The following is a 22,027-nucleotide window of genomic DNA, read 5'->3' as shown; positions in this document are numbered from 1 at the left end:
CATGAACGGGAACATCCCCACGGCGACCCGTCGGCTCCGGATCCGGCACACCACCCGCGTCTCCTACGCGCAGGCCGCGGTCTCCTCGCACAACGAGGTCCGTATGACCCCGCTGACGCTCCCCGGCCAGACCACCCTGGACGCGCGGGTGACGGTGAACCCCGCCACCGCCACCTGGTCCTACTGGGACTACTGGGGCACCCAGGTCACCGGCTTCGACCTCATGGACCCGCACGCGGACCTCACCATCACGGCGTCGAGCCTGGTGGAGACGGCACCGCCGGGTCCGCCGACCACCGCACCGACCTGGTCGGAGATCACCGAACTCACCGCCCACTCCCGCCTGTTGGAGTACGCGGCGCCGACCGGGCGTACGACCGTGTCGCCCGAGCTGATGGAGCGGGCGCGCGCGATCGCCACCGGCCTCGACCCGCACGAGACCGTCGTCGCCGTGTCGTCCCTGGTCACCGGTCAGGTCTCGTACATCCCCGGCGCCACGGGCGTGAACACCAGCGCCATGGAGGCCTGGGAACAGGGCGCGGGCGTCTGCCAGGACATCACCCACCTCACCACGGCCCTCCTCCGCGGCCTCGGCCTGCCCACCCGCTATGTCTCCGGCTATCTCCACCCCGAGCGCGAGGCCGAACTCCACCGCCCCGTCGAGGGCCAGAGCCACGCCTGGGTCGAGTACTGGGCGGGCGACTGGAACGGCTACGACCCCACCAACAGCACGCGCGCCAACGAGTCCCACGTGGTGGTGGGACGGGGACGCGACTACGACGACGTGACCCCTCACAAGGGGGTGTACCGGGGGGTGGCCGGGGGGCCGCCCGAGGTGACGGTGGAGTTCACTCGGGTGGCTTGAAATCACGCACGGGTGCGGCGGGTGGATTGAATTTCACGGACGGGCGTGACGGCGACGGCGGTGTCGCCGTCCGCTGCCACCCAGGCCGGACGCGTCGACGTTGACGTGACCGTGACGCGGCTTCGGCAGGATGAGGGCGTGAGCTTGCGCCGGCGGCAGAGCCGGTCTGCCGACACGGGCACGTGCGACGTGCGACGTGCGACGTGCGAATAGCCGAACGCCCGTGATCCGCCCCCTCGACCGGAGAGGACCGACATGCGATCGCATCCGTCCGCTCAGCCGAGCTCCGCCCGCGAGAGGGTGCCGCGACCGCAGCCGCCGAGGAGATCCGCGCTCCAGGACTCCGCCGGCCTGAACGAAGCCGCCCAGCAGCCCGCGTGGAGTCAGCACTCGCCGGCTCAGGTGAAGGTTCATTCCCCGGCCGCGTCACCCGGCCCCGCGACGGTGCCCGTCACATCCGCCGGGTCTCCGCTTGACGGAGCCGTGCGCAGAAACCTGGAAGCGGGGTTCGGTGCGGACCTCTCGTCGGTTCGGATCCACACCGACGATCAGGCGCAGGCTGAGACACGGGACCTGGATGCGCGAGCGTTCGCCAACGGCGAGCATCTGAACTTCGCCGCCGGTCGGTACGCACCCGGGCGCCCCGACGGCATCCGCCTGCTGGCCCACGAACTCGCGCATGTCCTGCAGGCCCGGGCGTCGCATGAATGGCCGACCGGACCACTGGCGAACCCGATTCCCCAAGTTTCCCGCACGGCGGCCGAAGCACAGGCCGACCGCATGGCGGACAGCGTGCTGGCAGGGGCTGTGATCAGTGAGGCACCCCTGCCGGTGACCGGGATCCGGCTGAACGACGCGCAGCCCGGCGAGTTCACCGTCGAGGACGAGATGCTCGCCGTGCTCGGGACTCCGGTCGGAGCGGAGGACCGTGACGCCCAGCAGCGGCGGATCCTCCGGCTCACGGAGATCATCGTGAAACTCCCGTTCTGGAAAGCCGGCCGGCTGGCCGATCGTCTGGAGAAGCCCGCCCCGTCCGACCGGCTTGCCCGGACGTTCCATCAGCGCCTGTCCAGAGCGACCCGTAACGCCCTGCTCGGCCGGCTCCGTGGGCAGGCGAATTCGTCCGTGGGGCTGACCCAGGTCGCTGATCCGCGCCGGGATCCGAAGTACATCGAGAACGTCCTCGCCCGAGTCGAGTGCATGCTCGTCCTTGCCGACCGCTACACGCTTGTCTGGGAGGGCGGCCGAGAGGTGGTCTTCAACGCCCAGATCGACTGGACGGGGGCCACGAAAGCTGTGCCGCTCATTGATGTCCACGACACCAAGTCCGAGGCGATGGCCGCCTCGGTGACGTGGAACGACGTGGCGCCGATGACCGGCTATGACCGCGCGGTGGCCTTCTATCGCAGCGCGGCCGACATCATCCTGCCTACCTGGATCTCCCCGGAGACGGCCCCGGACAGCTACGAACTGATCATGGGAGTCAACCGCAAGGTACGGGAGGAAGCCGCCGCCGTCGCGGACCTTTTCCGAGGCATACGGAACGGGCTGGTCGTCGGCATGGTCATCGGCGGCGTACTGCGCGTCGCGATCCGCGCGCCCGGCGGCAGTACCGGTGGTACTGCCGAACCAGGAGGCGGTGGCCGTCCAGGACCGCCGGGTCGGGGCGGCACCGGCGGCGGAAAGCCCCGCGGCGTCGATCCCGGACCACCGAAGTCGCCCACGCGCGACATGCCCGAGGGCGGTGCGACGAGAGGGACGGAACCGTCCGCTCCCGCGCCCCGGATGCAGGAGCCGATTCGTGAAATGGAATCAGGAGTACCGATCACCTTCGGGCCCCGCCATGCCGAGGCCCTCCGGCAGAACGCGGAGGCGGCAACCACGAAGTGGCTGAAGCTCCTGACAGAGCGGAACCAAGTGCCCTGGGCATCGATCCGCAAGCAGATGAATCTCCGACGCTGGCGCTTCCTGCCGCAGGCACCCGAGGCCGCGGCCGTCCTTCGCAACGCGCTGTCCCGCCTTCCCGCAGGCCCTGAACGCACAGAACTGCTGGCCCTGCTCGAACGCCGGCTCAGCGGTCGGTTCCCTTGACAGACCCAGGCGGCGGCGTGCCGTCGCAACGGGCTCTGTTCGGTCACCGGGACTCACGGAAGGGCGTGTGCCATGCGGAAGCCGTGGCCGACCAAACCCGAACGACAGGCAGTGGCTCTCGTTCTCGTCGTCGCGACGCTCGCGCTCGCGGGGCTGTTGGTCGTCACGCTGGCCGTACGGGGAACTCACGGCAAGACATTTCCGTACGAAGTCATGCGTGCCTGTGTGCAGGTGCTCGCCATCTCGGTCGTGGGATTCGCCGTCGGATGGGCGACCTTCGTGCTGCAGCAGGCCCACCTCGAACGGCAGCGTCTGGACGACCGGGTCAGGTCCGTCCTCACCGAGACGCTGAACAGCTACAACGCCGTCAAGCAGATTCGCCGACTCCTCAGGGCCGAGACGGCCCCCAGGACGGCACCGAGCATCACTGCCGAGGCGTACTCCCGATTGCTGCCCGAACTGTGCAAGCAGCAGCTCGTTTTCGAGAGCTTGAAGCGCACGGCCCCGCTAATCCAGAAGCACCTGCCGGGCGGCGACGCGATCAAAGTTCCGAAGTGCGGGCTCAGGGGCGAGACCGTGGTGGAGACACTCGAAAAGCACTACGCGCACATCGAGAGCTACCTCAACGAGGTCGTCAAGGAGTACGAGAACAACCGCCGTCTCCTGCCGCCAGAGGGCCGCGAGCCTTTCGCCGCCCTCGGCCTCACGAACACTCGGCGATTCATCTACGAGACAGCGGACTTCAGGGCCAACGCCTCGCGCCGCATCGACGAGATGGTCACGTTCCTGGAGGAGACCTTGTTGCGGACAAGGGGTCGCTGAGCGGGTGTCAGACGTCGAGCTCCCGGGGCCCGTAGATCGCGTGGTCGGCGCCGGTGGTGAGTGCCCAGTAGCGGTCGCCGTAGGACCAATGCCACCACTCGGTGGGGTAGTTGACCAGGCCGGCCGCCTTGAGCGCGTCGCCGAACAGCCGCCGGTTGGCGCGTGCCCGCAGGCTGATGCCGGGCGCGGCCGTGTAGCAGGCGCCGTCGCTCTCCTCCGGGCTCGCGTTCACCCGCGTCCCCATGTCGAGCTCGTGGCCGTCGGCGTCGACGAGTGTGAGGTCGACGGCGGCGCCCGCGCTGTGCGGGGCGATCTCCGGAGGGGACACGTACCGGCTCGCCGCGTTCCGGATGCGCTCGGCGTCCCAGCCGGGATTGCTCGCGCGCAGTTCACCGGCGTACCGCTCGAAGTACTCGCGCTGCAGGGCGGGCGGCCGGTACCCCTCGACGAACAACAGCCGTACGCCACCGGGGAGCAGGGCCCTGGCCTTCACGAGCCTGGTCAGCACGCCCGCCCGCAGATGCGCGAAGGCGCCCGAGTCGTCCCGCCTGCGGGCATCGACAGGGAACAGCTCCCTCTCCCGTACGTCGACAAGGAGTTCCCCGCAGTCCACAACGGGTATCGCGGCGATCTTCGGATCTGACATCAGCACGATCTCGGTCATGAGCGGATCAGATCATGCCGCGGCGGTCCCTGGTACGGGAAAGCGAGGGTCCCCGGTACGCGAAAGCGGCGAGCCCCGCGGTGATCACCACCGCCCCGGAGGGACTCGCCGCCTTGCTCAGTCACATGATGCGACGCCCGGCCGACCGACTACTTGAGGTCGATCGCGTCGCACGCCGACTCGTAGTCGGCGGTGCAGATGTCCTTGATCTTGTAGATGCCGTCCTGGATGACCGTGTCCTCGATGTTGTTCTGGGTGAGCGCGACGACCGGGACGAGCTGGGCCGGGACGTCCTTGGTCGTGGGGCTGTCGACCTTGTCGCTGGCCAGCGCGTCGAACTCGATCGAGCGGCCCTGGACCCTCGCCACGGCCATCTCGGCGGCGGCGCTGGCCTCCTGGGGGTACGACTTGTAGACGCTCATGAACTGGTCGCCCTTGACGATGCGCTGCACCGCGTTGAGCTCGGCGTCCTGCCCGGTGACCGGCGGAACCGTGCTGACGCCCATGGTCTTCATGACGTCGATGACCGCGCCCGCGATGCCGTCGTTGGCCGAGTACACACCGGCGATGTTGTCGAGGCCGACGGCCTCGATGGCCTTCTCCATGTTCTTCTTGGCCTCGGACGGGAGCCAGTCCTTGGTGTCGTACGTCTTGGCGATGACGACCTTGTCCTTCAGCTCGGTCATGGCACCCGCCTTGAACTGAGCCGCGTTCGGGTCGGTCACCGAACCGTTCATCATGATGATCTTCTTGCTGGCGGCACCGCTGCCCAGCTCGGAGACGAGCGCCTTGCCCTGCACCTCACCGACGAGTTCGTTGTCGAAGGAGACGTACGCGTCGATCGGCCCCTGGGCCAGCCTGTCGTACGCGATGACGGGGATGCCCGCGTCCTTGGCCTTCTGCACGCCACTCGCGATCGACTTGGAGTCCACGGCGTCCACGAGGAGCACGTCGACCTTGGCGTCCACCATCTCCTGGAGCTGGGCGGACTGCTTCTTCGCGTCCGCCCCCGCGTTGGCGTAGACCACCGAACCCTTGTTGTTGGTGAGCTTCGCCACCTCCGACTTGATGATGGGGTAGTCGAACTTCTCGTAACGCGTGTTCTCCGTCTCCGGGAGGAGCAGACCCACCTTGATGTCGTCGCCCTTCGTAGGGCTTGCCTTGGTTTCGCTGCCACCGATCCCGTCCACAACGCCGCAGCCGGCGAGGGAGACTGCCATCGCGGACGAGGTCAGGGCTATGACGGTCCGACGGCGACGGGTGTTACGAGTGTTCACATCAGGTGCCTTCCGGGCGAGGTTGCAGCATTGCGACCCAGGTGGCTGAAAGCCAACGCGGCGATTACCTCAGCGTCAAGGAGTAACCACTTAACGAGATGGCAACAGCATGCTGTGTTCCTCAAGTGAACACGATGGGAAGAGGGTGCGCCTCCACTTCCACGGAACCCCGCTGATTCACACGCGTCCCTCGTTTCACATACTTCTCGGCACATGCCTACAACCCATGCCCCTGTCCAGGTGTCTTGGTGGTGGCCCCCACACCGGCCGACTACACCACCAAGCGCAACAGGGGAAGCATGAGACCAGTCAGACGCAGCGGAGCGGCAATCGCCATCACGCTGGCGACAGCCACCACCGGCGGCCTGCTCACCGCGGCCACCACCCCGGCCTCCGCCGCGACAACCTGCGCCTCACCCGTCTATAAACGCCAGTTCTTCGCAAACACCACCTTCTCCGGCACACCGAAGAAAACGGACTGCGACGCGGCAATCGACCAGAACTGGGGCACGGGTGCGCCCACCTCCGGTCTCCCCGCGAACAACTTCGGCGTCCGCTGGACCGTGACCCGCGACTTCGGCTCCGGCGGCCCCTTCGCCCTCCCCGTCTCCACCCAGGACGGCATCCGCGTCTACCTCGACGGCACCCGCAAGGTCGACATCTGGAAAAACGTCTCGACCACGGTGAAGAAGACCGTCAACATCACCATCCCCGCCGGGAAACACACGCTGCGGGTGGACTACGTCAACTGGACGGGCACCGCGAACGTCAAGTTCACGTACGCCCCCCGCACCACGGCCACCGTCGACAAGGTCAAGCCGCTCGCGCCGACGGGCAGCGCGGTCACGTACGACACAACCACCGGCAAAGCGAAGCTCACCTGGTCCAAGAACAAAGAGATGGACCTCGCCGGCTACCGCGTCTACCGCCGCCTCAAGGGCAGCACCGCCTGGACCAAGCTGACAACCACGACCGCCACCTCGTACACCAACACCCCGCCCACGACCGGGGACACGTACTACTACGAGGTCCGCGCCTACGACAAGGCCGGCAACGAGTCGGGGGGCACGGCGGACAAGGCCGTCACCACCGTGGACAAGACAGCCCCTGAGCGAGTCACCGGCGTTTCGGCGCTGGGGACCACCGCGGGCAACGCGATCACGTGGCAGGCCTCTTCGAAGGACGTCGACCACTACTTGGTGTGGGCGGCCCCCGTAGGGCAGCAGGACTCGGACGGACCCGAGCCGGTCTTCGAGACGTCCTACACGGACCGCATCGCGGACGTGGGGACGGCCTACACGTACACCATCGAGGCCCTCGACGCGTCCGGGAACTTCTCCCGAGGCTCCGAGCCCGTGACGGTCACGCGCCCCGTGGCGTCCACCGCGCCCGTGCCGTCCGCTGTCAAGGGCACACCCACCGACGCCTTCACGCAGGTCACGTGGACTGCGGCGGAAGATCCCGACGCGGTAGTCACCGGGTTCCACGTCTACCGTCGCACTTCCCCCAACGGCGCCTGGGCCCTCATGGGCAGTGCGGCGGCATCGGCCACCTCCTACGAGGACCGTTCCGCGCCGAAGGGGAACGCGTACTACTACGTCGTCAGCGTCGACAGCAACGGCGCCGACTCGGAGCCTTCCGAGGTGGCCGTCGTCGACCGGCTCACGCCGGCCACCGCGACCGGGCCGCTCGCGCCGCAGCTGACGCTGGTCTCGTCGGGATCCACCCGTTCCCCGATCCAGGTCGGGATCAAGCCCGGTGCGGGTGACGAAGGCCGGCTGCTGAGCCACTATTCCTGGAACATCTCCGGCGCCTGCGGTGACAGCGGCCTCGGCGGGAAGACAACGACCTCCGCCATCGCATGGACCCCTCCGTACACCGGCCCCTGCATGGTCACCGTGTTCGCCGTCGACGCCTACGGGCGCACCGGCGAGAAGGGTTCCTGGCTGGAGTTCATGGTGGGCCGCTGACCCCAGAGGTCCCGGCGACGCCCGCGGCCCGCGAGCCAACCGCGCGTGAAGATCCGTACAACCAAGTCGCGTCCTCGTCGGTCCTGATCGTCAACGGCTTTGCCTGCCGTTGACGATCAGGACCGAAGGAACGCATGAACCCAGCCAGACGCACGAAGACCGCGGTCGCCACCGCCCTCGTGCTCACCACCGCGGGCGGCCTGCTCACCGCAGCAGCCGGCTCCGCCTCCGCCGCGACGACCTGCACATCACCGGTCTACAAGCGGCAGTTCTTCGCCAACACCACCTTCTCCGGTACGGCGAAGAAGACCGACTGCGACTCGGTGATCGACCAGAACTGGGGCACGAAGGCGCCCGCTTCAGGCCTCCCGACGAATAACTTCGGCGTCCGCTGGACCGTGACCCGGGACTTCGGCTCCGGCGGCCCGTTCGCCCTTCCGGTCGCCGCGCAGGACGGGATACGCGTCTACCTGGACGGCACCCGCAAGGTCGACATCTGGAAAAACGTCTCGACCACGGTGAAGAAGACCGTCAACATCACCATCCCCAAGGGCAAACACACCCTGCGCATCGACTACGTCAACTGGACGGGCACCGCGAACGTCAAGTTCGCCTACACCCCCCGCACCACGGCCACCGTCGACAAGGTCAAGCCGCTCGCGCCCACCGGTGCCCAGGTGGTGTTCGACGCCGAGGACAACACTGTGCGCGGGATCCTCAGCTGGTCCGCGAACAAGGAGATGGACCTCGCCGGCTACCGCGTCTACCGGCGGGTGAAGGGCACCAGCAGCTGGACGAAGGTGACCACGACCACCAGCCGCGGCTACACGGACTTCCCTCCGGCCACGGGACAGTCGTACCTGTACGAGGTCCGCGCGTACGACAAGGCGGGCAACGAGTCGGTGGGCAGCGCCGACCAGGGCCCGATCACCACGGACGACAACACCCCGCCCGCCGCGCCGGTTCTCACCGCCGTGGGCGTGGAAGCGTCCAACAATCTCACCTGGACCGCCTCCGCGGAGGCGGTCACCTACCGGGTCTCCCGCAAGCGGGACATCGAGACCTCGTACACCCAGCTCGCCGAGACCACGTCCACCGGCTACACGGACACCACAGCGGCGTACACCCGGACGTACGACTACAAGGTCAGCGCCATCGACGCGGCCGGAAACGCCGCGGCCTCCGCCGTCGTCCGCAGCAAGCGGAGCATCACCCCGCCCGCGAACGTCGTGGCGACCGTACCCAGTTGGGGTGTCGTCTTCACCTGGACCGAGCCCGCCGGCGGCGACACCGCCGAATACCGCGTGTACCGCTCGGAGACCTCGCCGGTAGACCTCGAGACCGCCACGCTCGTCGACTGCCTCGGCCGCCATACGAGTGTGGACTCGTCCGGCAGTACGACCCGCACCTGCACCGACGGCGACGGCGACCAGGGCGTCACTTATCACTACGTGATGACCCGGAAGAACACCGCCGGCCTCTGGTCCGTCGGCTCCCGGGAGATGACCCTCACCCGGCCGGGCGACGAGATCCCGCCGCCCGCCCTGGCCGGCCTGACCGCCGAGCCCCTGGAGTACGGCGTCAAGCTGGACTGGGACGACAGTACGGCCGTGGACCTGGACGAGTACTGGATCTACGAGCGGCCCACGAAGTGGGACGTCCCCGAAATCCTCGCCGTCGTGGACGCGGGCACCTCTGAGTATCTCGTCGGACCGGAGCGGGCGGACGGCGAGAGCACGCAGTACGTCGTCGTAGCCGTCGACGTCTACGGCAACTCCCTCACCTACGAGGACGAACCGGATATCGAGGACTGGCTACTCCCCGTCGCCACGGCCGCCGTCACCGAGCTCGACCTCACCCCGACGGTGACCCTCGATGACTCAGCGCCCTGCCACCTGTCCAACTGGACCGGCAGCGCGGGCAGCATCCTGGCCGTCGAGTGCGACGAGTCGGTGGCCGCGACCGCCGCCGGCATCAACGTGTACCGCTGGGACCCGGCGGCAGTCGCCTACGTCCGCCTGACCGACCTCCCCTTGGCGGCGAGCACCACCCGCTACACCGACACCACCACACCCACCGGCACGACCAACCACTACGTGATCTCGGTCGTCGCGGCGGACGGTTCGGAAACCTTCTCCAACGTCGATTACAACGTCTACCTGCCGAGCGGAGCGTGACATGAAGTCCTCCAGCGCGTCCCTGCTCGCCCCCGCACTCGTCCTCGCGACGGCGGGCGGACTGCTCACCACGGCCGCCGCCCCCGCCTCCGCCGCGACGACCTGCGCATCGCCGGTCTACAAGCGGCAGTTCTTCGCGAACACCACGTTCTCCGGCACGCCGAAGAAGACCGACTGCGACAGCGCGATCAACGAGAACTGGAGCGGCGCCCCCGCCTCCGGGCTGCCGAAGGACAACTTCGGCGTCCGCTGGAGCGTGACCCGGGACTTCGGCTCCGGCGGGCCCTTCGCCCTGGTCGTGTCCGGGCTCGACGGGATACGGGTGTACGTCGACGGCGTCCGCAAGGTCGACCTGTGGAAGAACGTCTCCAAGACGGTGAGCAAGACCGTCAACGTGACGGTCCCGAAGGGCAGCCACACCCTCCGCGTCGACTACGTCAACTGGACTGGGACGGCGAACGTCAAGTTCAGCTACACCCCCCGCACCACAGCCACCGTCGACAAGGTCAAGCCCCTCACCCCGACGGGCACCGCGGTCACGTACGACACAGCCACCGGCAAGGCGAAGCTCACCTGGTCCAAGAACAAGGAGATAGACCTCGCGGGCTACCGGGTCTACCGCCGGCTCAAGGGAGCGGCGTTCCCCACCAAGCCGCTCGCGACGACGACGTCCACCTCGTACACGGACAGCACGCTGCCCAAGACGGGGGACGTGTACAACTACGAGGTCCGCGCCTACGACAAGGCCGGAAACGAGTCCACGGGCACCGCCGACAAGGCCGTCACCACCGTCGACAAGACGGCGCCAGGCGCGGCCACCGGACTGGAGGCCTACTCCGCGCAGGACGGGATCAAGCTCAACTGGACCGCGGTCACCGGTGCGGCGTCGTACCACGTGTACCGGGCACCGAGCGGGAGCACCGCGTACGTCAGGATCGGGAACGCGACCACGGCCTCGTACCTGGACACCTCGGCGGTGGAGGGAAGCACCTACAACTATCAGGTGACCGCCCTGGACGCGGCCGGCAACGAGTCCGCCCACTCAGCCGCCGTTGACGCCACCCACCGGGACAACAACCCGCCGCCCGCGGTGACCGGGCTGACGGCCACACCGACCGAGTACGGCTTCTCACTGGCCTGGGACCCGAACCCGGCGCCCGACCTAGGGCGGTACGTCGTCTACCGGGGTGAACTCCTGGGCGACGACGAGGAGAAGGTCTGCTCCGTGCACGAGGTGGAGTGGCTGTTCGCCGACACCACGTCGTACGAGTACGCGACCCTGCCCGACGGCGAGGAGGCCTGCTTCTTCATCGACGCGTACGACGACAACTGGCTCTCCAGCTGGAAGTGGACCGGCGAGGCCAACATCGTGGTGGCCACGGAACTCGACGTGACGCCGAGCGTCGCGACTCCGGAGGGCTCCCCGCTGGAACTGGACGCGGACGGAACGGTGGGCGACGACGGGATCAACCTCGACTGGGAATGGAGCTCCGCTTCCCAGGAGACGACCGGCTACCGCGTCTACCGGTGGAGCCCCGCCACCGAGACGTACGAGAAGATCGCCGACCTCGCCGGCGACGACACCGCGTACTACGACACCGGCGCCCGGCGCGGCACCACGTCCTTCTACTGGGTGACCACCCTGGCCGCGGACGGCACCGAGTCCATACCGGCAGGCGACTGGGCGGCCACGGCGCCCGCGGAGTGACCTGAGCGACACCGAAGGGGTCGGGGGTGATCAACCTTCCGACCCCTTGCCGCAGTTGGGCCGCCGTTCGGACAGCGACGGCCCCTCGCTACTTCCCCGGCCTCGCAGGCCCCGTGATCGCCTCCGTGATGGCGAAGCCCTTGGCGGGCCCTTCGGGGATGGTGACCTCGGTGCCGTACGGCACTCGGTGCACGCCCACCCAGTCGGCCTTTTCGGGGCGGGGTTCGGTGAGGACGGTGACGGTGCCCCGGTCGTCGTAGTCATCGATGATGACGTAGACGGGGATGCTCGCACGGGCGTACTCCCGGCGCTTCTTCACGCGGTCTCGGTCCTGGTTGCGCTTGCCTGGGGAGACGACCTCAACGACGAGTCGAACTGCAGCAGCAGTGAGCCCGAGGCCATCATCCGTCACGTAGCGCTCCGTATCCCTGACCGTGACGAACAGGTCGGGCACCCACGCGCCGCCGTGGTAAAAGATGTTCGTGTCGTTCCGGGTGGCGAAATCCCCACCCCTCAGGAACTCCCCCAGCGCCTCCTTTAGCTGGTAGATGATCTCGCTGTGCGAATAGCGGCCGGTGGGTGACACCTCGATGGCTCCCTCGATGATCTCAGCGCGGTAGCCCTCGGGGAGTTCCATTGCCTTCCATGCCTGCCACAAGACCTCGTCCAACTCTGAAACGGACGGGGTGGGCGACGGGGTGGGCTCGGACTCGGTCCTGGTCTCAGGCATGGTCTCGGGCCTCTCGTGCGCAAGAGCGGTCATGGTGCGGCACCTCCTCCTCAAGTGTGGGCTTGGCGTCGTTGAGGCACAAGCAACGCCGTCACGGTAGGCAGCCATATGGGCTCACCTGCGAAAACGTCCTCGGTTCACTCGAACAGGCGAGGCAGAAACGACTCAGCCCGCCAACCCCAGTTCGAACCACACCCCCTTCGCGTACCGCCCCGCCCGCTCAGCCGCGACGCCCCACATGTCGGCCACCTCCTCGACCAGGGCGAGTCCGCGCCCCCAACAGGCGACGGCACCCGCCACGGGGTGGGCGACAACCGGTGGATCGGGGCTCTCGTCGAAGACGCTCACGTGGAGGCGGGCGGGGGTCAGGCGGATACGGACCATGGCGGTGCCCTTGGTGTGCAGGTGGACGTTCGTGACGAGTTCCGAGGTGCACAGTGCGGCGGGCATGACGAGGGGTTCGCGGTCGTGGGTGAATAGGACGGCGCGTACGAAGTCCCGGCACACGCGGGGTGCGGTGGCGTCCGCCGGGGCGAACAGGCTGTATTCGTAGGTGAGTTGGGCGGGGCGGTGGGCGGCACGGCGGTCAGGGTCCATGGGGGTCGACTCCCGTCGCAGGGGGTGTCCCCCGCCTTGCGATTTACTCTGCCCGCGCGCTCCTGGCGGGAGGGGCGGGTGCTCTGTCGGCTTGCGGGCAGGGGGAGTTGGTCGATTCCGGTGAGTTACCGGCTTCACACTCACGGTAGAGGTATAGGTTTACATTGTTCAAGCTATTCACTCGGATCGGTGGACGAAGTCTCTCGTTCCAGGGAGACTTCGAGCGACCAACAAGGAGTGAATCGTGGGACTGCGCACCACCATCAGCGAACGCCAGAGGCGGCTCGGCTACGAACTCAAACAACTGCGCGAACAGGCGGGGTTCAGCGCAGGAGAGGCCGCCGAGCGGATCGGCATGGGCAGGGCCCAGCTGAGTCAGATCGAGACGGCGAAGACGACCATCCTGACGGAGCGGCTACATGAGCTGTGCCGCCTCTATGGATGCACGGATGAGACCTACGTCGAGGCCCTGGTCACAATGTCCGAGGCAACGGGCAAGGGATGGTGGACCGCCTACAAGAAGCCCATGGAACAAGGGCCCTTGAACATGGCGGAGCTGGAAGCGGATGCCGTTGCCCTGCGGATGCACCAGTCACTCTTCATTCCGGGCCTCTTCCAGACGGCCGACTACGCCCGGGCCATCTTTTCCACACCACAGCTGGACTTCGAGGACGAGGACATCGAGGACGCACTGACGTTCCGCCTTGAACGGCAGCGCATCCTGACCCGCGAGAACCCCCCGTCCGTACACGCCGTGATCCACGAGTCCGCCCTGCACATGCGGTTCGGCGGCACAGAAGTGGTACGCCAACAGCTTCTCCACCTCATCGAACTGGCCCGCCTCCCCCAGGTGACCGTCCAGATCTATCCGTTCAGCTCCCAGGCGCACGCCGCCATCAGCGGGAACTTCGTGCACGTCGTCCCCCACGTGCCCCAACTGGGCACTGCGGTACTCGAATACCCCACTGGTATCCGGTACTTGGGCGAGCCTGACGCCCTGCACCAGTACGGGATGCTCTTCGAGCGTCTCGCCGATTACGCCCTGCCCCCGATCGACGTATCGTTGGCCCCGGAAGCACACTCCGTGAAGGACTCACTGGCCCTCATCCAGCACGTCCTCTACACCCTTTGAGGAGGCCCGGATGGCTGAACTGGCCTGGCAGAAATCGACGTTCAGCGGCGGCCCGCAAGGCGAGTGTCTCAACATAGCCACCGCCCCCGACGGAACCCTCCGCCTCCGCGAGAGCGACACCCCGGACGACATCCTCCACACCGCCCCGCGAAGCCTCGATGCGCTGCTGCGGCACATCAAGCGGACAGACCCGCCTCAGCCATGAGCGCCCCGCCGGACGAATCCGGCGAGGCGCAGCAGCGGAAACCCTCATTCACCAATCGTCAGCAGTAAGCCTTGGCCGCCTTCTTGGCGGTGCCCCTGGCCGGCGCCTCGGTGCACTTCACGCCGCCCTCGGTCTGGACGCTCCAGCTGCGGGCCTTGCCGTACGCCGTCTTCCCGTAGCCGGTCCCGCTGCCGTTGCAGGTCTTGGCCTCCCAGTAGCCGGAGGCCTTCTTCACGCCGCTGAAGACGACATACGTGCCGGACTTGTTGAAGTTGAACTCGACCGACTCACTGGTCTCCTTCGTCTTCTCCCCGGCCTTGGTCAGAGTGCCGGAGACGTGGGCGTCCATGCTGGAGATGACCCACTGCGCCGAGTAGCTGGCACCCGCGGTGATCTCGCGGCCGGAGCTCACCGTCGAGCGGTAGGTGGCCGACTTGGTGTACTTGCCGGTGCCGTCCTGAGGGATGTTGATCTGCTTGGCGTGGGTGATGACCCAGGCCGACGACAGCGAGGTCCAGGTGGCGTGCTTGTAGCCGGGCTCGCAGATGATCGGTGCGGCGCTGGCCACACCGGCCGGCAAGCCCACCAGCAGCAGGGCTGCGATACCGGTCGTGGCCATGGTCGCCGTCAGTCGCTTGTTCAATGCAAACTCCCCGTTTGGTGATTCATGCCCCGAACAACTTGTCGAGGCACGGCCAAATAGAAGCAGTCGCATTAGCGACGCGCAAGAAGTTTTCCGGGCCCGGACAAAATGTGGCGTAGCGTCAAATCACCTTACCGATCAGGCATGTTGGCAATTCAACACGCTGCCGTAATCGATCAATGACAATTGTGACCGTTCACGAACACAAACACGGAGAGGTCGTGACGACCGACGTCCCCCACGCACGCAAAGATCCGTACAACCAAGCCGCGTCCTCGTGAGTCCTGATCGTCAACGGCTTTGCCCGCCGTTGACGATCAGGCTTGCTCAGGACCGAAGGAACGCATGAACCCAGCGAGACCCACGACGGCCGCGCTCGCCGGCGCCGTCGTGCTCATCACCGCGGCCGGCCTGCTCGTGGCCGCCAACTCCGCCAGTGCGGCGACGAGTTGCGCATCACCGGTCTACAAGCGGCAGTTCTTCGCCAACACCACCTTCTCCGGTACGCCGAAGAAGACGGACTGCGACTCGGCCATCGACCAGAACTGGGGCACCGGCGCCCCAGCTTCCGGCCTCCCGGCCAACAACTTCGGCGTCCGCTGGACGGTGACACGGGACTTCGGCTCCGGCGGCCCGTTCAGCCTCCCCGTCTCCACCCAGGACGGCATCCGCGTCTACCTCGACGGCACCCGCAAGGTCGACATCTGGAAAAACGTCTCGACCACGGTGAAGAAGACCGTCAACATCACCATCCCCGCCGGAAAACACACCGTCCGCGTCGACTACGTCAACTGGACCGGCACCGCGAACGTCAAGTTCGCCTACACGCCCAGGACTTCGGCCACCGTCGACAAGGTCAAGCCCCTCACCCCGACGGGCAGCGCAGTCACGTACGACACAGCCACCGGCAAGGCCAAGCTCACCTGGTCCAAGAACAAGGAGATGGACCTCGCCGGCTACCGCGTCTACCGCCGCCTGGCGGGCACCGCGTTCCCCACCAAGCCGCTCGCCACGACCACCTCCACCTCGTACACCGACACGACCCTGCCGAAGACGGGCAAGACGTACTACTACGAGGTCCGCGCCTACGACAAGGCCGGCAACTCCTCGGCCGGCACCGCCGACCAGCCCGTCGCCACCGTGGACAAGACCCCGCCGGCCGCACCGTTCGTCGAGATGGACGCGTGCGCGTCCCTCCAGCCCTACGCGGCCCCGCAGCTCGTCACCACCGTGGAGAACAAGGCCGACATCGCCTGGTACGAGATGCAGCGGCTGGACGCCGCCACCGGTACCTGGAGCACCATCCACTCCGGCGCCAGGGGTGCGATCTGCGACACCGGGTACCGCTTGGACGGCAGCAAGGTCACCTACCGCGGCCGGGCCCGTGACGCCGCCGGGAACTGGTCCGTGTACTCGGCCGCCACGACGTTCACCACCTCCGACCTGACGCCGCCGGCGCCCGTCACCGACGCCCGCGTCGAGTACGAGGCGGGCGTTCCCCACCTGGTGTGGTCGCCCACCGACGAGGCCGCCTCGTACCAGGTACTGCAGTACGTCCCGTCCACCGGCGGGTACATCGACGCCCTGGCCGCGAGCACGGGTACGACGGTCACCACGACGACCGCGACGGACGTCGTCCCGATGCAGCGGCTGGCCGTCTCCGACTCCTACCGGTACGTGGTCCGGTCGGTGGACACGGCCGGTAACGCCGCCGCGCCGGCAGAGGTCGAACTCGCCCTGGCGGAACGGCCGGAGCCCGTCACCGCCCATCGGGTGACCGCGGCCGCGTACGGCAAGTGGGGCGTGCAGTTGGACTGGCGCACCTCCGACCCCTGGGGGATCGACGACGGCACGCAATCCTCCTTCCGGATCCTGCGGACGGACACCACGACCGGGAGCAGCACCGTCGTGGACCAGTGCGTCTCCCACATGTCGCCCGACAGCGGGACGCTCGAAGCCCCGTACACGTACACCCTCTCGTGGGCGTCCGCCACCGACCCCGCCTACGCGAAGGGCAGCCGCACCGCCATCTCCTCCTGCCTGGACGCCTCCGGCGAGTCCGAGACCGCCTACGAGTACCGCGTCGTCGCGGTCGACTCATACGGGCACGCCTCGGAGCCCAGTACGGCCTCGGCGACCGCCACCACTCCGGACACCCTGCGGCCGGGGCCTGTCACCGACCTGACGGCGGAGCGGATCCCGATGGGTGTACGGCTCACCTGGACGGCCCCGACCGACGACCCCGACCCTGTCCAGGGATACCTGGTGTGGCAGGGCAGCACCGATCCGGACACCGGCGAGACGGTCTGGAAGCGCAACTGCTGGGGCGGGGACTCCCTGGGCGTGACCGAGATCCTGTGCGCGACCGTCCCCGACGGGAAGGAGCACGTGTACCGGGTCGTCGGGTACGACTACCAGCCGGGCACGGACGCCGGCGTGGAGGACTACGACGAGTCGGAGTACACCCCGATGAGCTACCACCCGGTGGACGTGCGGGTCACCCTGCCCGACACCCGGCCACCGGGATGGACGGGCACCGGGGTCGGCGAGGCCCCGTACCCGAACCTCTACCGGAGCTGCAACGACAGCCTGTTCTCGACCGTTCCCTGCACGGTGTACCTGGGTTACGACTACCGGGTGGAGCGGTGGGACCCGGCTGGCGGGGCATGGTCCACGCTCGACGCGGGGGTGGTGAGCGACTCGTGGCCCGTGTCCTCCACGGACACGACCGTGTACGCGGACCGTCTGGGCCTCTACTACTACCGCGTGGTGTACATCAGCCCCGAGGGGGTCGAGGAGACCGTGCGGAGCGAGGCGTACGGGATCTGGGCCAGCTGGTTCTGACCCGAGCGGAGTGCCGCGTACGACGAAGGGGCCCGGAGGTTCAACCTCCGGGCCCCTTCACGCAGTTCGGTTACTCGGGCGACCGCTTCGGCCGCCACACCACCAGCGCACTCGTCTGCTGAACCTCCTGGTACGGAACCAGGTCACGTCGGTACGAGGCGTGGACCGCCGCCTCGCGCTGCTGCATCGCGGCTGCCGCGCCGTCCACCGCCGACTGGAGTTCGGCGACGCGCTGCTGGAGCGCGGCGACCTGGTTCTCCAGCTCGATGATGCGTTTGATGCCGGCGAGGTTGATGCCCTCGTCCTGCGACAACTGCTGGACGGCGCGCAGCAGTTCGATGTCGCGGGCCGAGTAGCGCCGACCGCGCCCGGCGGTGCGGTCGGGGGAGACCAGGCCGAGACGGTCGTACTGACGCAGGGTCTGCGGGTGCAGGCCGGAGAGCTGGGCCGCCACCGAGATGACGTAGACCGGCGTCTCCTCGGTCAGTTCGTACGGGTTGCGTCGACGGCCGGTTCCATCCATGGCGTCCTCATGCTCCCTTCGCGGCCTGGAACAGCTCCGCCCGCGGGTCCTCTCCCACGGTCGCCTCGCGATACGCCTCCAGGGCGTCACGAGCCTTGCCCGACACGTCCGTGGGGACCGTCACCTCGACGGTGACCAGGAGGTCTCCGCGGGTGCCGTCCTTGCGGACCGCGCCCTTGCCGCGGGCGCGCATGGTGCGGCCGTTCGGTGTGCCCGGCGGCAGCTTCAGGGTCACCGCGGGTCCGCCCAGGGTGGGCACCTTGACCTCGCCGCCGAGGGCCGCCTCCGCGAAGGTGACGGGGACGGTGACGGTGAGGTTGTCGCCCTTGCGGCCGAAGACCGGGTGGGCGTCGACGTGCACGGTGACGTACAAGTCGCCCGCGGGGCCGCCCCGTTCGCCGGGGGCGCCCTTGCCACGGAGGCGGATGCGCTGGTTGTCGCTGACGCCGGCCGGGATACGGACCTGCATCGTGCGCGAGGACTTGGCGCGGCCGCTGCCGCTGCAGACCTCGCAGGGGGTCTCCGCGATCAGACCGCGGCCCTTGCAGTCGGGGCAGGGGTCGGTGAGGGAGAACCCGCCGCCGGAGCCCCGGGCGACCTGGCCGGTGCCGACGCACGTCGGGCACACACGAGGCGTGCCGTTCGCGTCGCCGGTGCCCGAACAGGCCTTGCAGGGCGCCTGGGAGGTCATCCGCAGCGGAACCGTCGCGCCGTCCACCGCCTCGGTGAAGCTGAGCGTCACCTCGGTGTCGATGTCCTGGCCGCGCCGGGGCTGCGTACGGGTGCCGGTGGTCGCGCCGCCGCGGTTGAACAGCCCGCCGAACACGTCGCCGATCCCGCCGCCGAAGCCGCCGCCCTGCGGACCGCCGCCCTGGGTGCCGCCTCCGAAGAGGTCACCCAGGTCGAAGTTGAAGTTGCCGCCGCCGGCACCGGGGCCCGGACGGAAGCCACCGTTGCCGAAGAGGGCGCGCGCCTCGTCGTACTCCTTGCGCTTCTTGGGGTCCCCGAGGATGTCGTTCGCCTCGGAGATCTCCTTGAAGCGCTCCTCCGCCTTGGCGTTGCCCTTGTTGGCGTCCGGGTGGAACTCGCGGGCGAGCTTCCGGTACGCCTTCTTGATCTCGGCCTCGGTGGCGTCCTTGGGGACGCCGAGGACCTTGTAGTAGTCCTTCTCGATGAAGTCCTTGGTGCTCATCCTCGACGTCCCTCCTCTCTCATACGTTCAACGTCAGCCCTCGTCCGGGCCACCGGTCTCCTTGTCGTCCGCCGCGTCGGCCGCCGTGTCCTCGGACTTGACGGCCTGCGCACCGGGCTGGGGCTCGGCGACGGCCACCCGCGCGGGGCGGATGGTGCGCTCGCCGAAGCGATACCCCGGCTGCAGAATCGCCACGCACGTCGTCTCGGTGACGTCGGGCGCGTACGAGTGCATCAGGGCCTCGTGGATCATCGGGTCGAAGGGCTCGCCCTCCTTGCCGAACTGCTGGAGTCCCATCTTCGCCGCGACGGACTCCAGCGACTCGGCCACCGACTTGAAGCCGCCGACCAGTTCACCGTGGTCCCGCGCGCGGTTGATGTTGTCGAGCACCGGCAGGAGCTCGGTCAAGAGGTTCGCGATGGCGACCTCCTTGACCGCGATCCGGTCGCGCTCGACCCGGCGGCGGTAGTTCTGGTACTCGGCCTGGAGCCGCTGGAGGTCCGCCGTACGCTCACCGAGCGCCGTACGCACCTGGTCCAGCTGGGCCGTCAGACCGGCCAGTTGTGCCTGTGCTGCTGCTGATTCGTCCCCGGCCGGGGCCGCCCCCGAAGGGGCGGCCGCCGACTCGGCGTCGTCAGGGGTGGCGCCGGAAGGGACGTCAGGCTTCTCTTCGAAGCCCGGGGTCTCCTCCGTCACGCGGCACCGTCCTTGCGGTCACGGTCCTCGTCGACGATCTCCGCGTCGACCACGTCGTCGTCGGCCCTCGGAGCCTCGGCACCGGGGGCGTCACCCGCGGCCTGTGCGGCGTTGGCGTCGGCGTACATCGCCTGGCCGAGCTTCTGCGAGACCGCGGCGACCTTCTCGGTCGCGGTGCGGATCTCGGCGGTGTCCTCGCCCTTGAGCGCGGCCTTCAGCTCCTCGACGGAAGCCTCGACCTCGGTCTTGACCTCGCCGGGGACCTTGTCCTCGTTGTCCTTGAGGAACTTCTCCGTCTGGTAGACGAGCTGCTCGCCCTGGTTGCGGGACTCGGCGGCCTCGCGGCGGGCGTGGTCCTCCTCGGCGTACTTCTCGGCCTCTTCGCGCATCCGGTTGACCTCGTCCTTCGGCAGCGAGGAGCCACCGGTGACGGTCATCTTCTGCTCCTTGCCCGTACCAAGGTCCTTGGCCGTGACGTGCATGATGCCGTTGGCGTCGATGTCGAAGGCGACCTCGATCTGCGGGACACCACGCGGGGCCGGCGGCAGGCCGGTCAGCTCGAACATCCCGAGCTTCTTGTTGTACGCCGCGATCTCGCGCTCGCCCTGGTAGACCTGGATCTGCACGGAGGGCTGGTTGTCCTCGGCGGTGGTGAAGATCTCGGACCGCTTGGTCGGGATCGTCGTGTTCCGCTCGATGAGCTTCGTCATGATGCCGCCCTTGGTCTCGATACCAAGCGACAGCGGCGTGACGTCGAGGAGCAGGACGTCCTTGACCTCACCCTTGAGGACACCGGCCTGGAGCGCGGCGCCGATGGCGACGACCTCGTCCGGGTTCACACCCTTGTTGGCGTCCTGACCGCCGGTCAGCTCCTTGACGAGCTCGGCGACGGCGGGCATACGGGTGGAGCCACCGACGAGAACGACGTGGTCGATCTCGGACAGCTGGATGCCGGCGTCCTTGATGACGTTGTGGAACGGCGTCTTGCAGCGCTCCAGAAGGTCGGCCGTCAGCTGCTGGAACTGGGCGCGCGTGAGCTTCTCGTCCAGGTGCAGCGGGCCCTCGGCGGAAGCCGTGATGTAGGGCAGGTTGATCGAGGTCTCGGTGGACGAGGACAGCTCGATCTTGGCCTTCTCGGCGGCCTCACGGAGGCGCTGGAGGGCCATCTTGTCCTTGGCCAGGTCCACGCCGTGACCGGAGCGGAACTGCTGGACCAGGTAGTCCATGACCCGCTGGTCCCAGTCGTCACCACCGAGGTGGTTGTCGCCGTTCGTCGCCTTCACCTCGACGACGCCGTCGCCGATCTCGAGCAGCGAGACGTCGAAGGTGCCGCCACCGAGGTCGAAGACGAGGATCGTCTGGTCGTCCTTGTCGAGGCCGTACGCCAGGGCGGCGGCCGTCGGCTCGTTGACGATACGCAGGACGTTCAGGCCCGCGATCTCGCCGGCCTCCTTCGTCGCCTGACGCTCGGAGTCGTTGAAGTACGCCGGAACGGTGATGACCGCGTCCGTGACCTTCTCGCCCAGGTACGCCTCGGCGTCGCGCTTCAGCTTCTGCAGGATGAAGGCGCTCATCTGCTGCGGGTTGAAGTGCTTCCCGTCGAGCTCGATCTTCCAGTCCGTACCCATGTGACGCTTCACGGACCTGATCGTCCGGTCCACGTTCGTGACCGCCTGGCGCTTGGCGACCTCGCCGACGAGCACCTCACCGTTCTTCGCGAAGGCGACGACGGACGGCGTGGTCCTGGCACCCTCGGCGTTGGTGATGACGGTGGGCTCGCCGCCCTCCAGAACGCTGACGACGGAGTTAGTCGTGCCCAGGTCGATGCCGACCGCACGTGCCATTTCAATTCCTCCAGCAATGACTTGAGTGGAACGGACTCAAGTGTGCA

18 protein-coding genes are annotated in these 22,027 nt (G+C 67.9%); 9 read left to right on the top strand and 9 right to left on the bottom strand.

Annotation, left to right across the window (positions count from 1 at the left end; translation table 11 throughout):
• Position 1 precedes the first annotated feature (1 nt).
• The 3 genes from OG219_RS25475 to OG219_RS25465 all read left to right on the top strand — a co-directional run bounded on the left by OG219_RS25475 (position 2) and on the right by OG219_RS25465 (position 3,778).
• Entirely contained in the window at positions 2-865 is an 864-nt protein-coding gene (locus tag OG219_RS25475) for a transglutaminase family protein (protein WP_266830186.1), read from the top strand.
• A 255-nt stretch (positions 866-1,120) separates the two neighbouring features.
• The gene (locus OG219_RS25470) at positions 1,121-2,956 is read left to right on the top strand and encodes a DUF4157 domain-containing protein (RefSeq protein ID WP_266830184.1); all 1,836 of its coding nucleotides are present in this window, start codon (positions 1,121-1,123) and stop codon (positions 2,954-2,956) included.
• 111 nt (positions 2,957-3,067) lie between these two features.
• Entirely contained in the window at positions 3,068-3,778 is a 711-nt protein-coding gene (locus OG219_RS25465; RefSeq protein ID WP_266830182.1) for a hypothetical protein, read from the top strand.
• A 7-nt stretch (positions 3,779-3,785) separates the two neighbouring features.
• On the opposite strand, the gene OG219_RS25460 is transcribed toward OG219_RS25465, so the two are convergent.
• Together OG219_RS25460 and OG219_RS25455 are read right to left on the bottom strand one after the other, a co-directional pair.
• Positions 3,786-4,442: a M15 family metallopeptidase gene (locus OG219_RS25460; RefSeq protein WP_266830180.1), complete on the bottom strand. Its 657-nt coding sequence runs from the start codon at positions 4,440-4,442 to the stop codon at positions 3,786-3,788.
• Between the two features lie 149 nt (positions 4,443-4,591).
• Positions 4,592-5,719, bottom strand: coding sequence for a sugar ABC transporter substrate-binding protein (locus tag OG219_RS25455; RefSeq protein ID WP_266830178.1), 1,128 nt, complete (start codon positions 5,717-5,719; stop codon positions 4,592-4,594).
• A gap of 299 nt (positions 5,720-6,018) precedes the next feature.
• Here OG219_RS25455 and OG219_RS25450 point away from each other — a divergent pair, with 299 nt between their 5' ends.
• From OG219_RS25450 to OG219_RS25440, 3 genes are all read left to right on the top strand, one after another.
• Positions 6,019-7,689, top strand: coding sequence for a fibronectin type III domain-containing protein (locus tag OG219_RS25450; RefSeq protein WP_266830176.1), 1,671 nt, complete (start codon positions 6,019-6,021; stop codon positions 7,687-7,689).
• Between the two features lie 134 nt (positions 7,690-7,823).
• Positions 7,824-9,866 (top strand): fibronectin type III domain-containing protein, encoded by a 2,043-nt coding sequence (locus tag OG219_RS25445; RefSeq protein ID WP_266830174.1) that lies wholly within the window; start codon positions 7,824-7,826, stop codon positions 9,864-9,866.
• Position 9,867: 1 nt separating this feature from the next.
• On the top strand, positions 9,868-11,574 hold the full coding sequence (locus OG219_RS25440; protein ID WP_266830172.1) for a PA14 domain-containing protein: 1,707 nt from the start codon (positions 9,868-9,870) through the stop codon (positions 11,572-11,574).
• Between the two features lie 88 nt (positions 11,575-11,662).
• Here the strand turns inward: OG219_RS25440 and OG219_RS25435 are convergent, their stop codons facing one another.
• A complete protein-coding gene (locus OG219_RS25435; RefSeq protein ID WP_266830170.1) occupies positions 11,663-12,211 on the bottom strand; it encodes a Uma2 family endonuclease in 549 nt (182 codons plus the stop codon).
• Positions 12,212-12,469: 258 nt separating this feature from the next.
• A complete protein-coding gene (locus OG219_RS25430; RefSeq protein WP_266830168.1) occupies positions 12,470-12,901 on the bottom strand; it encodes an ATP-binding protein in 432 nt (143 codons plus the stop codon).
• A gap of 244 nt (positions 12,902-13,145) precedes the next feature.
• On the opposite strand from OG219_RS25430, the gene OG219_RS25425 reads away from it, so the two are divergent.
• Together OG219_RS25425 and OG219_RS25420 are read left to right on the top strand one after the other, a co-directional pair.
• Positions 13,146-14,033, top strand: coding sequence for a helix-turn-helix transcriptional regulator (locus OG219_RS25425; protein WP_266830166.1), 888 nt, complete (start codon positions 13,146-13,148; stop codon positions 14,031-14,033).
• 10 nt (positions 14,034-14,043) lie between these two features.
• The gene (locus OG219_RS25420) at positions 14,044-14,238 is read left to right on the top strand and encodes a DUF397 domain-containing protein (RefSeq protein WP_266830164.1); all 195 of its coding nucleotides are present in this window, start codon (positions 14,044-14,046) and stop codon (positions 14,236-14,238) included.
• A 58-nt stretch (positions 14,239-14,296) separates the two neighbouring features.
• Here the strand turns inward: OG219_RS25420 and OG219_RS25415 are convergent, their stop codons facing one another.
• On the bottom strand, positions 14,297-14,881 hold the full coding sequence (locus tag OG219_RS25415) for a hypothetical protein (protein WP_266830162.1): 585 nt from the start codon (positions 14,879-14,881) through the stop codon (positions 14,297-14,299).
• Between the two features lie 345 nt (positions 14,882-15,226).
• On the opposite strand from OG219_RS25415, the gene OG219_RS25410 reads away from it, so the two are divergent.
• Positions 15,227-17,725, top strand: a complete 2,499-nt coding sequence (locus OG219_RS25410; protein ID WP_266830160.1) for a PA14 domain-containing protein — start codon at positions 15,227-15,229, stop codon at positions 17,723-17,725.
• A 70-nt stretch (positions 17,726-17,795) separates the two neighbouring features.
• Here the strand turns inward: OG219_RS25410 and OG219_RS25405 are convergent, their stop codons facing one another.
• The 4 genes from OG219_RS25405 to dnaK are packed head-to-tail and all read right to left on the bottom strand — an operon-like array spanning position 17,796 to position 21,980.
• Positions 17,796-18,248, bottom strand: a complete 453-nt coding sequence (locus OG219_RS25405; protein WP_266830158.1) for a heat shock protein transcriptional repressor HspR — start codon at positions 18,246-18,248, stop codon at positions 17,796-17,798.
• Between the two features lie 7 nt (positions 18,249-18,255).
• The gene (gene dnaJ, locus OG219_RS25400) at positions 18,256-19,440 is read right to left on the bottom strand and encodes a molecular chaperone DnaJ (protein WP_266830156.1); all 1,185 of its coding nucleotides are present in this window, start codon (positions 19,438-19,440) and stop codon (positions 18,256-18,258) included.
• Between the two features lie 33 nt (positions 19,441-19,473).
• Entirely contained in the window at positions 19,474-20,136 is a 663-nt protein-coding gene (grpE, locus tag OG219_RS25395) for a nucleotide exchange factor GrpE (RefSeq protein ID WP_266830154.1), read from the bottom strand.
• The gene (dnaK, locus tag OG219_RS25390) at positions 20,133-21,980 is read right to left on the bottom strand and encodes a molecular chaperone DnaK (protein WP_266830152.1); all 1,848 of its coding nucleotides are present in this window, start codon (positions 21,978-21,980) and stop codon (positions 20,133-20,135) included. Before dnaK ends, grpE begins: the two co-directional genes overlap by 4 nt.
• Positions 21,981-22,027: the final 47 nt, after the last annotated feature.

The organism is Streptomyces sp. NBC_00038, assembly GCF_026343635.1.
GTDB lineage: Bacteria > Actinomycetota > Actinomycetes > Streptomycetales > Streptomycetaceae > Streptomyces.
Note: the sequence above shows the minus strand (reverse complement) of the source record. Positions and strands in the feature narration are given on the sequence as shown.